10 protein-coding genes are annotated in these 12,989 nt (G+C 75.0%); 4 read left to right on the forward strand and 6 right to left on the reverse strand.

Going from position 1 to position 12,989, the window contains the following annotated elements:
• The first annotated feature begins 35 nt into the window (after positions 1-35).
• On the forward strand, positions 36-491 hold the full coding sequence (locus LPA42_RS30400) for a gamma-glutamylcyclotransferase (RefSeq protein WP_077936112.1): 456 nt from the start codon (positions 36-38) through the stop codon (positions 489-491).
• Between the two features lie 136 nt (positions 492-627).
• On the opposite strand, the gene LPA42_RS34620 is transcribed toward LPA42_RS30400, so the two are convergent.
• The 4 genes from LPA42_RS34620 to LPA42_RS30420 form a co-directional block, all read right to left on the reverse strand.
• Positions 628-1,590 (reverse strand): GNAT family N-acetyltransferase, encoded by a 963-nt coding sequence (locus tag LPA42_RS34620; RefSeq protein ID WP_077936111.1) that lies wholly within the window; start codon positions 1,588-1,590, stop codon positions 628-630.
• A gap of 162 nt (positions 1,591-1,752) precedes the next feature.
• Positions 1,753-2,502, reverse strand: coding sequence for a hypothetical protein (locus LPA42_RS30410; protein ID WP_077936110.1), 750 nt, complete (start codon positions 2,500-2,502; stop codon positions 1,753-1,755).
• 5 nt (positions 2,503-2,507) lie between these two features.
• Positions 2,508-3,503: a hypothetical protein gene (locus LPA42_RS30415; protein ID WP_077936109.1), complete on the reverse strand. Its 996-nt coding sequence runs from the start codon at positions 3,501-3,503 to the stop codon at positions 2,508-2,510.
• Positions 3,504-3,506: 3 nt separating this feature from the next.
• Positions 3,507-4,136: an MBL fold metallo-hydrolase gene (locus tag LPA42_RS30420; RefSeq protein WP_077936108.1), complete on the reverse strand. Its 630-nt coding sequence runs from the start codon at positions 4,134-4,136 to the stop codon at positions 3,507-3,509.
• Between the two features lie 164 nt (positions 4,137-4,300).
• On the opposite strand from LPA42_RS30420, the gene LPA42_RS30425 reads away from it, so the two are divergent.
• Positions 4,301-5,197, forward strand: a complete 897-nt coding sequence (locus LPA42_RS30425) for a DUF4349 domain-containing protein (protein WP_228987041.1) — start codon at positions 4,301-4,303, stop codon at positions 5,195-5,197.
• Here LPA42_RS30425 and LPA42_RS30430 read toward each other — a convergent pair.
• On the reverse strand, positions 5,154-6,416 hold the full coding sequence (locus tag LPA42_RS30430; RefSeq protein ID WP_077936106.1) for an amidohydrolase: 1,263 nt from the start codon (positions 6,414-6,416) through the stop codon (positions 5,154-5,156). The two genes, LPA42_RS30425 and LPA42_RS30430, sit on opposite strands and share 44 nt — an antisense overlap.
• A gap of 515 nt (positions 6,417-6,931) precedes the next feature.
• A complete protein-coding gene (locus LPA42_RS30435; protein ID WP_077936105.1) occupies positions 6,932-8,515 on the reverse strand; it encodes a methylmalonyl-CoA mutase in 1,584 nt (527 codons plus the stop codon).
• 212 nt (positions 8,516-8,727) lie between these two features.
• Between LPA42_RS30435 and LPA42_RS30440 the strand changes: the two genes are divergently transcribed.
• A complete protein-coding gene (locus tag LPA42_RS30440; protein ID WP_228987042.1) occupies positions 8,728-11,043 on the forward strand; it encodes a serine/threonine-protein kinase in 2,316 nt (771 codons plus the stop codon).
• Positions 11,044-11,119: 76 nt separating this feature from the next.
• A complete protein-coding gene (locus LPA42_RS30445) occupies positions 11,120-12,880 on the forward strand; it encodes a phospho-sugar mutase (protein WP_077936103.1) in 1,761 nt (586 codons plus the stop codon).
• Positions 12,881-12,989: the final 109 nt, after the last annotated feature.

Genomic DNA, 12,989 nt, shown 5'->3' on the forward strand with positions numbered 1-12,989 from the left:
CTCCCCCACCCGTCCGCCGGGCTATCGTCATCGCCGTGCGTCATTACGCCGCCTACGGCTCAAACCTGGATCCCGCCCGGATGCGCGCCTACTGCCCGCACTCCCCGATGGTCGGCGTCGGCTGGCTGGAGGGCTGGCGGCTCACCTTCGCTGGCGAGGGCGTGATCGGCTGGGAGGGCGCGGTCAGCACCGTCGTCGAGTCCCCCGGCGACCGGGTGTTCGTGGCGCTCTACGACATCCACCCCTACGACGCCGCCCAGCTCGACGAGATCGAGGGGGTGGCCTCCGGGACGTACCGGAAGCTGCACGTCCGGGTCTCCACCCTCGACGGGGACGTGACCGCCTGGGTCTACGTCTTCGACGGCTACGAGGGCGGCCTGCCGACGGCCTGGTACCTGTCGGAGATCGCCAACGCCGCCGAGAAGGCGGGCGCGCCCGACGACTACGTCAGCGAGCTGCGGTCCCGCCCCACCGGCACCGCGTCGGCATAGCGCGTCTCCCACGCCCCCAGTCTGCTCTTCCCCGGATCGGGGCGCACGGCGGCCCGGGGCGGGGTCGCCTGGCCCACACCGGCGGGCCGCCCGTCACGCAACGGCGGGTTTCCTGTCACGCAGCGGCGGGGCTCCGTCACGTGCCGGCGGCGGGGACGGTGCGCTCGTACATGTCGGCCCAGTGCAGCTCCCGCAGCCCCACCGAGCGGTAGAGCGTCGCCGGGGAGGTCGGGTTGGCGAGGTCCACGCCGAGGCCGGCCTGCCGCCGCCCCTTGGCCGCGTAGATCGCGAAGGCCCGGCGCAGCAGCGCGGCCCCCACCCCGCGCCGCCGGTGCGTCGGCAGCACCGACAGGGTGCGCACCCAGCCCATGTCCTGCTCCAGCGCCTGGTCGGACGACTGCAACGCGCCGGCCGGCTCACCGTCGACCTCGGCGACGAACCACTCGTCCCAGGTCCTGGCGTACGCGGGCAGGTGCTCGCGCCACTGGTCGTACCCGACCGGCTCGTAGTCCGGGGTGTCCCGGAACGCCGTGTCGAAGATCCGGTGGAACAGTCGCAGGTCCGCCTCGTCGCCGGCCCGCAACGAGCGGACCGTCACCCCCGGCGGCAGCGGCGGCTCGGCGGGCAGGTCGGCCAGCTCCCGGCTCATCCGCAGGTACCGCTTCACCCGGGTGAACCCGGCCTCGGCCAGCTCGCCCGCCCACCGGGTCTCCGGCCCGTACGCCGAGACGCGGACGGTCAGCGCGGGCAGGCCCCGTTCGGCGGCCCGTTCGGCGACCCGGTCCAGCATCCGGGCGAGCAGCGGCGCACGGACCGCCGCGCCGTGCTCCGGGTCGACGAGGACGTCGACGAACTCCCGGCCCACCCCGGTCGGGTTGTCGACCAGCGACCAGGCGACGAGCCGGCCCTGAGGGTCGCTGACCAGCCAGGAGTCGCGCGCCGGGTCGAAGTGGGGTGCCGTCAGCGCGGCCTTGACGTCCTCGGCGTCGAAGTCCGGGTGGCCGATCGAGAAGGTGTCGGCGGCGTGCACGACCGCGAGGATCGCGGGTACGTCGTCGAGGGTGGGGCGGCGCGCCGCCCAGCCGGCGGGAAGAGTCACGGGGCGATCCTGGCAGCCACCCCTGCGCCGCGCCCCCCATTTTCCTCCCGCCGCTCCCGCGCCCCCTGGCGCGCTCGGCGCCCCGCAGCGCCCCGCGCCGCCCCGCGCGCCGCTCGGCGCGGGGCGGCGTGGTGAGAAGGGGACCCTTCTCTACCTCAGGCGTTAAGAAGGGGCCCTTCCTTGCACCAGGGTGTGCGCGGTGGTCAGCAGGTCGAGCAGTTCGGTGCCCTCGGCCGGGGTGAGGGCCCGGAAGCCGACCGACGTCAGGCGGTCGGTCACCGCGTCGGCCCACAGCCGCCGGCGCACCAGGGGCCCGGCCGGGGGATACGGCGGCGGCCAGCCGCAGGCGAGCGCGGCGGACTCCCCGTCCGGGCCGGACAGCACCGACTCCAGCGGCGTCAGCCCGCCGGCCCGCGACGCCAGCAGGCACGCCCCGATGACGTGTTCCCGGAGCAGCAGCAGCCCGACGGCGGCGCGGGCGGCCGGTGAGTCGGCCGGCGGCGGCGTGGCCCGCCAGGCGGCGAAGAGCGGCATCGCGCTGGCGTCGGCCGCGTCGGCCACCCGGTGCAGCAGGGTCGCCAGCCGGGTCACCCCGGCCATGGCGGCCAGGTGCTCGATGCCCCACCGGCAGCATTCGGCCAGGTACGCCGCCGCCACCTCGGGCGGCCGGAGCACGCGGGCGGCGGCGTCCCACCCGTCGGCGACGGCGTCGGGGGCGACGAAGCCGAGGGCGGCGGTCACGGTGGCGACCCGGACGTCGCCGAGCACCCCGGCCCGGCCGGCGATGTGGAAGGCCCAGCCGGGGATGCCGAGCCGGCCGGCCCGGCGCAGGGTGGCCGGGCAGCGGGTGAACGCCGACCCGAGCCCCAGCACCAACGGCTTGCTCGCGGCGGCGACCTGCTCCGGCGTCATCGGGATCAGTCTGCCCCGCCGGGGCCTTCCGCCGCAGCCCCCTCTTCGGCGTCCACCGCCTCGATCGCGCCCTCGACCTCGCCGGTGCGGCGGCGGGCGGCGGTGACGGCCCGCTCCGCCGCCCGGCGGGCCAGCTTCCGTCGGCTCAACTCCTGTTCGGCCTGGGCGCGCCGCCGTTCCAGCTCGGCCAGCGACCGTTCGATGCCGGCCAGTTCCTCGGCACCGTCGTGCTCGGCCTCCGCCGCGCCGGCCAGCTCCGCCTCGGCCCGCTCCTGGTCGGTACGCGCCCGCGTCAGTTCCCGCTCCAGCGCCCGGCGCTGCCGGGCCCGCTCGGCCCGCGCGGCGCGCTCGGCCTCCCGGGTGGCACGGGCGGCGTCCCGCTCGGCACGGTCGGCCTTCCGGGCGGCACGCTCGGCGCGGTCGTCCTCCCGGGCGGCGCGGCGCCCGGGGCCGGCGGGTGGGCCGGCGGGTGGTGTCGGCTCCTCGCCGCCGGTGACCAGGCGGAGCTGGGGGCGGGGCACCTCGCCGAAGCCGGCGTAGCTGGCGGCCCGCAACAGCCGGCCGGAGCGCACCTGCTCGGCCACCTCCGCGTCCGAGAGGGCGGCGTTGAGGGTCGCCTCCACCTCGCCCAGCGGCAGCTTCCCGGCCGGCGGGCCGCCCTCGACGTCGGCGGCCAGCCGGCGCGCCTCGGCGACCAGCGCGGCGACCGCCGCCCGCCGCTGGGCGGACAGCTCCCGCAGCCGGGGGCCGCGCAGGTCGCGCTGGGCGGCGCGCAGCGCCTCGGCGAGCCGGGTCAGGTCGGCGACCAGCTCGGGGCGGCGCAGGGCGAGCAGGTTGACCAGCCAGGCGGCCACGGTGGGCCGGCGCAGCCGGGCGATCTCGCGGGCCGTGGCCGGGTCGCCGGAGCGCCGGGCCTCGGCGACGGCCGCGTCGCGGGTGGCGACGAACCCCTCCGGCGGCTCGGTGTAGAGCCGCCGGAGGAGGTCCTGCGGGAGTGGCACGGCTCAGGCGTCGAGCCGGCTGCCCGGCTCGAGGCGCTGGTAGTCGGTGCCGGACAGGGCGGCGTACTGGCGGTCGAGGACGGCGAGCCCGTTGTCGTTGAGCAGCCCGTCGTGCAGGGCGAAGGCCCGGCGCGGGGCGACCGCGCGGATGAAGTCGACGACCTCGGAGAACTTCGACCAGGGGGCGTGGATCGGCGCGAAGAGCGTGTCCACCTGGACGTCCTCGGGTGCCACCAGCGCGTCGCCGGGGTGGTAGACGACGTCGTCGAGCAGGTATCCGAGGTTGTCCACGACCGGGATGTCGGGGTGGATGACGGCGTGCCGGCCGCCGTAGGCGCGTACCGGCACACCCGCGGCCGTGAACGACTGACCGGGCGCGACCGGCTCCAGGGCCTCGGCCGCGTCGCCGAGGACGCCGGCCAGCGAGGCCGGGCCGTGGATGCGCAGCGGCCGGCGGTCGAGCTGCCGGGTGAGGGCCGCGACGTCCACGTGGTCGGGGTGCTCGTGGGTGATCAGCACCGCGTCCGCCCCGTCCAGCGCGCCCGGGTCGCTGAAGACGCCGGGGTCGACGACCAGCACCCCGCCGTCGTGCTCGACGCGGAGGCAGGAGTGGGCGTACTTGGTGAGCTGCATCGTGACTCCTCGATTGACCTAATCGTGATGTCTCAGAGCGCAGTCTGCCGGAACCGGCCCGGTGCCGCGCCACGTCTGACGTAACGCCCGACGGGGGGCGCAGACGATCGGAGCTGTTGATGGACGGACACGCGAGACGCAGGTTGTGGACCGCGGTGGGGTTGGTGGCGTTGCTGGCGGTCGGCGGGTGCAGCGCCGACGGCAGCGGCGGCGCCGAGGACTCGGCGGCGGTGGCTCCGCAGCAGGAGGCACCGGCCGGCGGGGCGAAGGCGGAGCAGGGGGCCGACGCCGGTGGGGCGCGCTCGGGCGCGGGCGGCGGGTCACCGGACCTGCGGGTCGACCAGCGCTCGATCATCTACACCGGAACCATGCGGGTACGGGTGGACGATGTGGACGCCGCCGCCCGGTCGGCCGTCACGGCGGTCACCGGCATCGGTGGCTTCGTCGGCGGCGACGAGCGCAGCAGCGGGGGGACCGCCAACGCCCGGGCGGAGCTGCAGCTGCGGGTGCCGGCGGAGCGGTTCACCGCCGTGCTGGAGGAGCTGGCGCGGCTCGGCCGGCAGGAGCAGCGGGCGATCCGCACGGAGGACGTGACCGAGGAGACCGTCGACCTCGACGCGCGGATCGCCACCCAGCGGGCCCGGGTCGAGAGCGGTCGCAAGCTGCTGGCGCGGGCCACCTCGATCGGCGACCTGGTGACGCTGGAGAGCGAGGTGGCCCGCCGGGAGGCCGACCTCGCCTCGCTGGAGGCGAAGAAGCGCCGCCTGGCCGACCTGACGGCGCTCTCCACCATCACCCTCACCCTGGTCGGGCCGGAGGCGGACGTCCGGGACCCGGAGCCCGACACCGGTTTCCTGGTCGGTCTGCGCGGCGGCTGGACGGCGTTCGTCGCCTCGCTGGGCGTGCTGCTCACGGTGCTCGGGGCGCTGCTGCCGTTCGCGGTGGCCATCGGCGTGCCGGTGGCCGTGCTGGTGACGGTGCTGAGGCGGCGCCGGCGGCGGGCGCCGGCGCCGGTCGTCAGCGCGCCGCCGCCAGTGCCCGCAGCGCGGTCTGCACCATGACCCGGACGCCGACCGCGATGGCCCGCTCGTCGACGTCGAACGAGGCCCGGTGCAGGTCGACGTTCGGGCCGGACCGGCCGACGCCGAGGCGGGCCAGCGCGCCGGGGACGTGCTCCAGATACCAGCTGAAGTCCTCGCCGCCCATGCTCTGCGGGGTCTCGGCGACCCCGTCCGGGCCGAGCGCGGCGTGGGTCGCCGCCGTCAGCACCTGGATCGCCCGGGCGTCGTTGGTGACCGGGGGCCGGCCGCGCAGGTATTCCAGGTCGACGGTGGCGCCGGTGGGGGCGATGACGTCCCGCACCACCTGAGCGACGATCTTGGGGGCCTCGTCCCAGGTGTTGCGGTCCATCACCCGCAGGGTGCCGGACGCGGTCGCCTCGGACGGGATCACGTTGTACCGGGTGCCGGCCGAGGCGTGGCCGAACACCAGCAGCAGCCCGCTGTTGGCCGGCACCCGGCGGCTGACCAGGGCGGGCACCTCGGTGACCAGCCGGCCGAGCGCGTCGACCAGGTCGACGGTCAGGTGCGGGCGGGCGGTGTGCCCGCCCGGTCCGGTGAGCCGCACGGTGACGTTGTCGGCGGCGGCGGTGATCGGGCCGACCCGCAGGCCGACCTTGCCGACGGGCTGGTTGGGGTCGCAGTGCAGCGCGAAGATCTGCACGACGTCGTCGAGGCCGCCGGCCTCGATGACCTCCAGCGAGCCGCAGGGCAGGATCTCCTCCGCCGGCTGGAAGATCAGCCGGACCCGGCCGTCCAGTTCGCCGAGGTCGGCGAGCTGGGCCAGCAGCATGCCGACGCCGAGCAGCACCGTGGTGTGCACGTCGTGGCCGCAGGCGTGGCAGACGCCGTCCTTCGTGGACCGGTAGGGCACGTCCTTGACGTCGGTCAGCGGCAGCGCGTCGATGTCGGCGCGCAGCGCGACCACCGGGCCGTCGGGGCGGCCGTCGATGTCGCAGATGACCCCGTTGCCCTTCGGCAGCAGGCGGGGCCGCAGCCCGGCGAGGGACAGCTCGCGGGCGATCAGGGCCGCTGTCTCGAACTCCTCGCCGGAGAGCTCCGGGTGGGAGTGGATGTGCCGGCGGGTGGCGATGAGGCCGGGCACCCGGAGGGCGAGCAGATGGTCGAGCTCGAAGGGCAAAGGCTGCGACCCGGACGGCGACTCCGGCCAGGCCGACGACGCCAGGTGGCTGCCGTTCGGCAGCGTCAACGCACTCGTCACGTCGAAATCTCGATCACTAGGAATGGATGGATCTTCGGGGATGACAGCCGCCAGCCTAGACCTTCGACGGTGACTCTGTGCAACATCATTCCCGTAGTGATCGGACCGCGCAGCGTCACGAAAGCCCTGGTGGGAGGGCTCCATAATCTGCGGGACAGCAGGTAGATCGCGGTTGAACGCCGTCATCTGCCCCACACCTCCTACAACCCGTAACCGATTCGGCGGTCACGAAATCACCCTCGATCCGGGGCCGTCGCTACCGAATTGTCGCATTAGTCGCTTCGGCTAACCGCCGCTCAGACAATTAACCGACCGCACTCGGCGGCCGGACGACTCCCGACGGTGACACGACGGGTCGGCATGCTCCCGCACACGCTGTCCGTCCCGTTCACCCGGACGGGTTACCCACTGCCCCGGGTGGCACACACCGGGCCGCCCCGGCTGGGCTCACACCGGCGACCCTAGCCCCGCCCGGTTACGCTTCGCGACCCCTCAACCGACGGATCAGGGGTGGGTCAGAACCTGTCGCTGGGGCGGTACGTGCCCCAGACCTGGCGCAGGGTGCCGCAGACCTCGCCGACGGTGGCCCGGGACCGCAGCGCCTCCTTCATCGGGTGCAGCACGTTCGCCGTGCCCTCGGCGGCGGCGCGCAGCTCGCCCAGCGCCCGCTCGACGGCGGCGTTGTCCCGCTCGACCCGCAGCTTCGCCAGCCGCTCGGCCTGGGCCGCCTCGATCGTCGGGTCCACCCGCAGCGGCTCGTACGGCTCGTCGGTGTCGACCGTGAACCGGTTGAGGCCCACCACCACCCGCTCGCCCGAGTCGATCTCCTGGGCCATCTGGTACGCCGACTGCTCGATCTCCCGCTTCTGGAAGCCCGCCTCGATGGCGTCGACCACCGAACCGTGGTCGGCCACCCGCTCCATCAGCTCCACCACCGCCGCCTCGATCTCGGCGGTCATCGCCTCCACCACGTACGACCCGGCGAACGGGTCGACGGTGGCGGTCAGGTCCGTCTCGTACGCGAGGACCTGCTGGGTGCGCAGCGCCAGCCGGGCAGCCTTCTCGGTGGGCAGCGCGATGGCCTCGTCGAAGCTGTTCGTGTGCAGCGACTGGGTGCCACCGAGCACCGCGCCCAGCCCCTGGATCGCCACCCGGACCAGGTTCACCTCGGGCTGCTGGGCGGTGAGCTGCACGCCCGCCGTCTGGGTGTGGAAGCGCAGCATCATCGACTTCGGGTTCTTCGCGCCGAACTCGTCGCGCATGAGCCGGGCCCAGATCCGCCGGGCGGCGCGGAACTTCGCGACCTCCTCCAGCAGGGTGGTGCGGGCGACGAAGAAGAACGACAGCCGGGGCGCGAAGTCGTCCACGGCCAGCCCGGCGGCGAGCGCCGCCCGGACGTACTCGACGCCGTTGGCCAGGGTGAACGCGATCTCCTGCGCGGGCGTCGCGCCGGCCTCGGCCATGTGGTAGCCGGAGATGGAGATCGTGTTCCACTTCGGCACCTCCGCCCGGCAGTAGGCGAACGTGTCGGCGACCAGCCGCAGCGACGGCTTCGGCGGGAAGATGTACGTCCCCCGGGCGATGTACTCCTTCAGGATGTCGTTCTGGATGGTGCCGTTGAGCGCCGCGCCCGGCACCCCGGCCTCCTCGGCGACGAGCTGGTAGAGCAGCAGCAGCACCGACCCGGGCGCGTTGATCGTCATCGAGGTGGACACCTTGTCCAGCGGGATGCCGTCGAACAGCAGCCGCATGTCCTCGATCGAGTCGATCGCGACGCCGACCTTGCCGACCTCGCCGTGGGCGATCGGGTCGTCCGAGTCGTACCCCATCTGGGTGGGCAGGTCGAACGCGACGGACAGGCCCATGGTGCCGGCGCGCAGGAGCTGGTGGTAGCGCGCGTTGCTCTCGGTGGCGGTGCCGAAGCCGGCGTACTGTCGCATCGTCCACGGTCGGGAGGTGTACATGGTGGAGTAGACCCCACGGGTGTACGGGAACTCCCCCGGCCCGCCCAGCCGGTCGGGCAGGTCCTCCGGCAGGTCCGCCTGGGTGTAGACACCCTTGATCGGGAAGCCGGACTCGCTCGACCGCGGTTCGCTCATCCCCGGATGGTAGGACGTGCCGCCGCGCCGGAGGGTGAGGGATTCCGCACACCGGACCCCTGTCTTTCCCGGCGCCCCCGAGGGTGAACGCCTGGCCACGTAGGGTCCGGTTCGGTAAACGTCCGTCGCGTCGGGTTTCGCATCGGGCGTCGGAACCAGCAAGATAGGGGTGTTGTGTCCCAGCCCCCTCGATTTCCCCCGGTGGCTTTTCTGTGACTCAGATCCCGACGTGGAGCGGCGGACCAGTCAGCCCACCCCACGGACGTGCGGCAGCCGGCACCACCATCGGTGACCGATACTCCCTCCGGTCCGCGGTGGGCAACGGCGGCATGGGCACGGTCTGGCGTGCCACAGACACCCTGTTGCGGCGCGACGTGGCGGTGAAGGAGGTCGTCCTCCCGCCGGGCCTGGCCCCGAGCGACCGCGACGCCATGTACGAACGCACGCTGCGCGAGGCCCGCGCGGCGGCGGCCATCCAGCACCCGGCCGTCGTCCAGGTGTACGACGTGGTCACCGAGGGTGGCCGCCCCTGGATCGTGATGGAGCTGCTGGACGCCCGCAGCCTCGCCGACATGGTGATCGAGGACGGGCCCGTGGCCCCCCGCGCGGTCGCCAAGATCGGCATCGCCCTGCTCGGCGCGCTGGAGGTGGCCCACGCGATCGGGGTGCTGCACCGCGACGTCAAGCCGGCCAACGTGCTGATCTGCACCGACGGCCGGTGCGTGCTCACCGACTTCGGCGTGGCCAAGCTCCCCACCGACGTGCAGCTCACCACGCCGGGGATGGTGCTCGGCTCGCCGCACTTCATCTCGCCGGAGCGGGCCATGGGTCAGGATTTCGGCCCGCCGAGCGACCTGTTCTCCCTCGGCGTGACCCTCTACACGGCGGTGGAGGGCCGGCCCCCGTTCGACAAGGGCGACCCGATCGAGACCATGCACGCCGTGGTCGAGGACCCGCCGGCCACACCGCAGCGCAGCGGCCCGCTGACCCGGGTGCTGATGGGGCTGCTGGAGAAGGACCCGGCCCGCCGCCTCGACGTGCACACCGCCCGCGCGATGCTGCGCGAGCTGCTCGCCGGCCCGCTGACCAGCACCGCCACCGCCGTCAACTCGGTCACCGACCCGTACGCGGTGGTGCCGGTCAAGCCGCGCCCGCCCGTCGTCACGCCGCCGCCCGCCGAGGAGCCGAAGCCCAGCGGGCAGATCGGCGGCCGGGCGATGCTCGCCCCCGGCGAGTCGCTGACCGACCGGCTGGCCGCGCTGCGCCGGGGCGAGAAGGGCAAGAACAAGAAGAAGACCGCCGCCGCCGCGAGCGCCGCCGCGCTGGACGACACCAGCGCCGACGCCCTCGCCGGCCCGCTGCACACCCCCACCGGGGCGATGCCCGCGCCGCCCCCGCCGCCGGCCGGCCGCACGTACGGCGGCCCGCCTGCGGCGACCCAGCGGGTCGACGCGGACGCCGCGCCGGAGGCCACCCAGCGGATGACGTACGGCGGCTCGTCCGACGCCACCCAGCGCGTGCCCCAGGGCGGCGGCTCGCCCGACGCCACGCAACGGGTCTCCGGCCTCGGCGCCTCGCCCGACGCGACGCAACGGGTCTCCGGCTTCGGCGGGGGTGCGGCCGACGCGACGCAGCAGGTGCCCGGCTTCCGCGGCGGCTCGCCGGACGCCACCCAGCAGGTGCCGTTCGGGCCCCGACCGGACGCGACGCAGCGGGTCACCTACGGCAGCCAGCCCGACGCCACCCAGCCGGTCCCCGGCTTCGGCGGCTCCCCCGACGCCACCCAGCGCGTCGGCGGCGGCGCGTACGGCGGCGGCCAGTGGTCGGTGCCCGGCACCGGCCAGCCGTGGACCGCCCCGGCCGCCGGCGCGCCCGCCCCGGCCACCGGCGGCGGAGCAGCCGGCCGCCTCGTCGCCACCGTCAAGGGCTGGCCGCGCAAGGCGCAGCTCGCCGCGGCCGGCGGCCTCGCCGTGCTGCTGCTGGTCGCCGTGTTCGCCTTCACCGGCGGCGACGACCCGGAGTCGCCGGCCACCCCGCAGGGGCAGCCGAGCGCGGGTGCGCCCGCCGGTCCCGGGGTGGAGATGCAGGAGCAGTCGGCCAAGGGCGTCACCGTGCAGGTGCCGAAGGGCTGGGAGCGCCGCAGCGCCGACGGGGCCGTGTGGGTCGACTACGTCGACCCGGAGGACAACGGTCGTAAGGTGCGCATCCTCTCCGAACGGTGGAGCACCTCGTCGATGCGCTGGGCCGAGTCCGCCGCGAACGGCCTGCGCAGCCGGTCGGCCTCCTGCCAGAAGCCGTACAACCAGGTGTCGATGACCGAGCAGGAGCTCGACGGCAAGGCGGCGGCGGAGTTCGAATACACGTGCGGCGAGGGCGACAGCAAGCGGCACGGGGTGTGGCGCGGGGTGGTGCACGAGGGCAAGGTCTACTCGTTCTACCTCTCCTCGACCGACGCCCGGTTCGCCGAGAGCAAGCCGATCTTCGACCAGATGGTGGCCTCGTTCAAGCTCGGCGGCGGCAGCAACTGACCCCGACGGGGCGACCCGACACCGGCCCGGCCGGGCCGACGCGACGTGGTGATCCGCCGCCGTGCTATCAAGAGCCATGGCGGCGGAACCCACTGACCTTGACGAGACCCGCGACCGCGACGACGCACGCGGGCTCGACGACCTTCGCGACCAGGCCCGGCGGTGGCTTGACGACGACCCCGACCCGGCCAGCCGCGACGAGCTGCAGGCCGTGCTCGACGGGCTGCCGGCGAGCGCGCCCGAGCTGGCCGACCGGTTCGCCGGGCCGCTGACCTTCGGCACCGCCGGGCTGCGCGGCCCGCTGCGCGCCGGCCCCAACGGGATGAACCTCGCCGTCGTCACCCAGGCCGCCGCCGGGCTCGTCGCCTGGCTCGCCGCCCAGGACGCCACCGGCCCGCTGGTCATCGGGTACGACGCCCGGCACGGCTCGCGGGAGTTCGCCGAGCGCACCGCCCAGGTCGCCACCGGCGCGGGCCGCGCCGCCCTGCTGCTGCCCCGCCCGCTGCCCACCCCCGTGCTCGCGTACGCGGTGCGGCAGCTCGACGCGGCGGCCGGCGTGATGGTGACCGCCAGCCACAACCCGCCGCAGGACAACGGCTACAAGGTCTACCTCGGCGCGCAGCTCGGCGGCGAGCTGGGCGCGGGGGCGCAGATCGTGGCGCCCGCCGACACCGGCATCGAGGCCGCCATCCGGGCGGTCGGTCCCCTCGCCGACGTGCCGCTGGGCCCGGCCGGTCAGGTCGTCGGCGACGACCTCGTCGTCTCGTACGTCGACCGGGCCGCCGCCGTGGTCGAGCCGGCGGGGGCCCGGCGGCTGAAGGTGGCCTACACGCCGCTGCACGGCGTCGGCGCGGCCGTGCTGACCGCCGCCTTCGCCCGCGCCGGCTTCGGCATCCCCGGCGTGGTGCCCGACCAGGCGGTGCCGGACCCGGACTTCCCCACCGTCAGCTTCCCCAACCCGGAGGAGCCGGGGGCGATCGACCGCCTCGTCGGCCTCGCCCGGCGCACCGACGCCGACCTGGCCATCGCCAACGACCCCGACGCGGACCGCTGCGCGGTCGCCGTCCGCGACGGGGGTGCGGCGGGCGCTGCCGGCCCGGCGACCGTTGCCGGCCCCGCGGGCGCGAACGGGGGCGGCGGCTGGCGGATGCTGCGCGGCGACGAGGTGGGCGCGCTGCTCGCCGACCACCTCATGCGCCGGGGCGTGCAGGGTCTCTACGCCACCACCATCGTGTCGTCGTCCCTGCTGCGGGCCATGTGCGCCGCCCGGGGCCTGCCGTACGACGAGACGCTCACCGGGTTCAAGTGGATCGTCCGGGCCGGCGGCGGTTCCGCGCCGCTCGTCTACGGCTACGAGGAGGCGCTGGGCTACTGCGTCGCCCCGGACCACGTACGCGACAAGGACGGCATCACCGCCGCGCTGACCGTCGCCGAGCTGGCCGCCGGGCTCAAGGCGCAGGGGCGCACCCTCACCGACCGGCTCGACGAGCTGGCCGCCGAGTTCGGCGTGCACCACACCGACCAGCTCTCGGTGCGGGTCGACGACCTGCGGATCATCGCCGACACGATGGCCCGGGTGCGGGCGGCCACCCCGACGACGCTGCTCGGGCAGCCGGTGACCGAGGCGCGGGACCTGCTCCCCGAGGCGGACGTGGTGATCCTGCGCAACGAGGCGGCCCGGGTGGTGATCCGCCCGTCGGGCACCGAGCCGAAGCTGAAGGCGTACCTGGAGGTGGTGGAGCCGATCGCGGACGGCGACGTGCCGGCGGCCCGCAGCCGCGCGGCGACGGCGCTGGCGGCCCTCCGCACGGAGATCGCCGCCGCCCTCGGCGTGTAAGGCCGCACGCCCGCCCCCTCCGGCGTCCTGACCGGCACCCGCGGCCGGGCCGGGCCCGCCGCAACTCGGTGATCAAGAGGTTTGCGTCATCGTCGAGGCCGACGATGAC

It is taken from the genome of Micromonospora sp. DH13 (genome assembly GCF_020873825.1).
GTDB classification, from domain to species: domain Bacteria; phylum Actinomycetota; class Actinomycetes; order Mycobacteriales; family Micromonosporaceae; genus Micromonospora; species Micromonospora haikouensis.

What these genes read in the sequence shown, in the direction of transcription:
- LPA42_RS30420 (WP_077936108.1), bottom strand. Translation starts at nt 4,136, where the DNA reads ATGCAGCTCACCAAGTACGCCCACTCCTGCCTCCGCGTCGAGCACGAC.
- LPA42_RS30435 (WP_077936105.1), bottom strand. Translation starts at nt 8,515, where the DNA reads ATGAGCGAACCGCGGTCGAGCGAGTCCGGCTTCCCGATCAAGGGTGTC.
- LPA42_RS30410 (WP_077936110.1), bottom strand. Translation starts at nt 2,502, where the DNA reads ATGACGCCGGAGCAGGTCGCCGCCGCGAGCAAGCCGTTGGTGCTGGGG.
- LPA42_RS30445 (WP_077936103.1), top strand. Translation starts at nt 11,120, where the DNA reads ATGGCGGCGGAACCCACTGACCTTGACGAGACCCGCGACCGCGACGAC.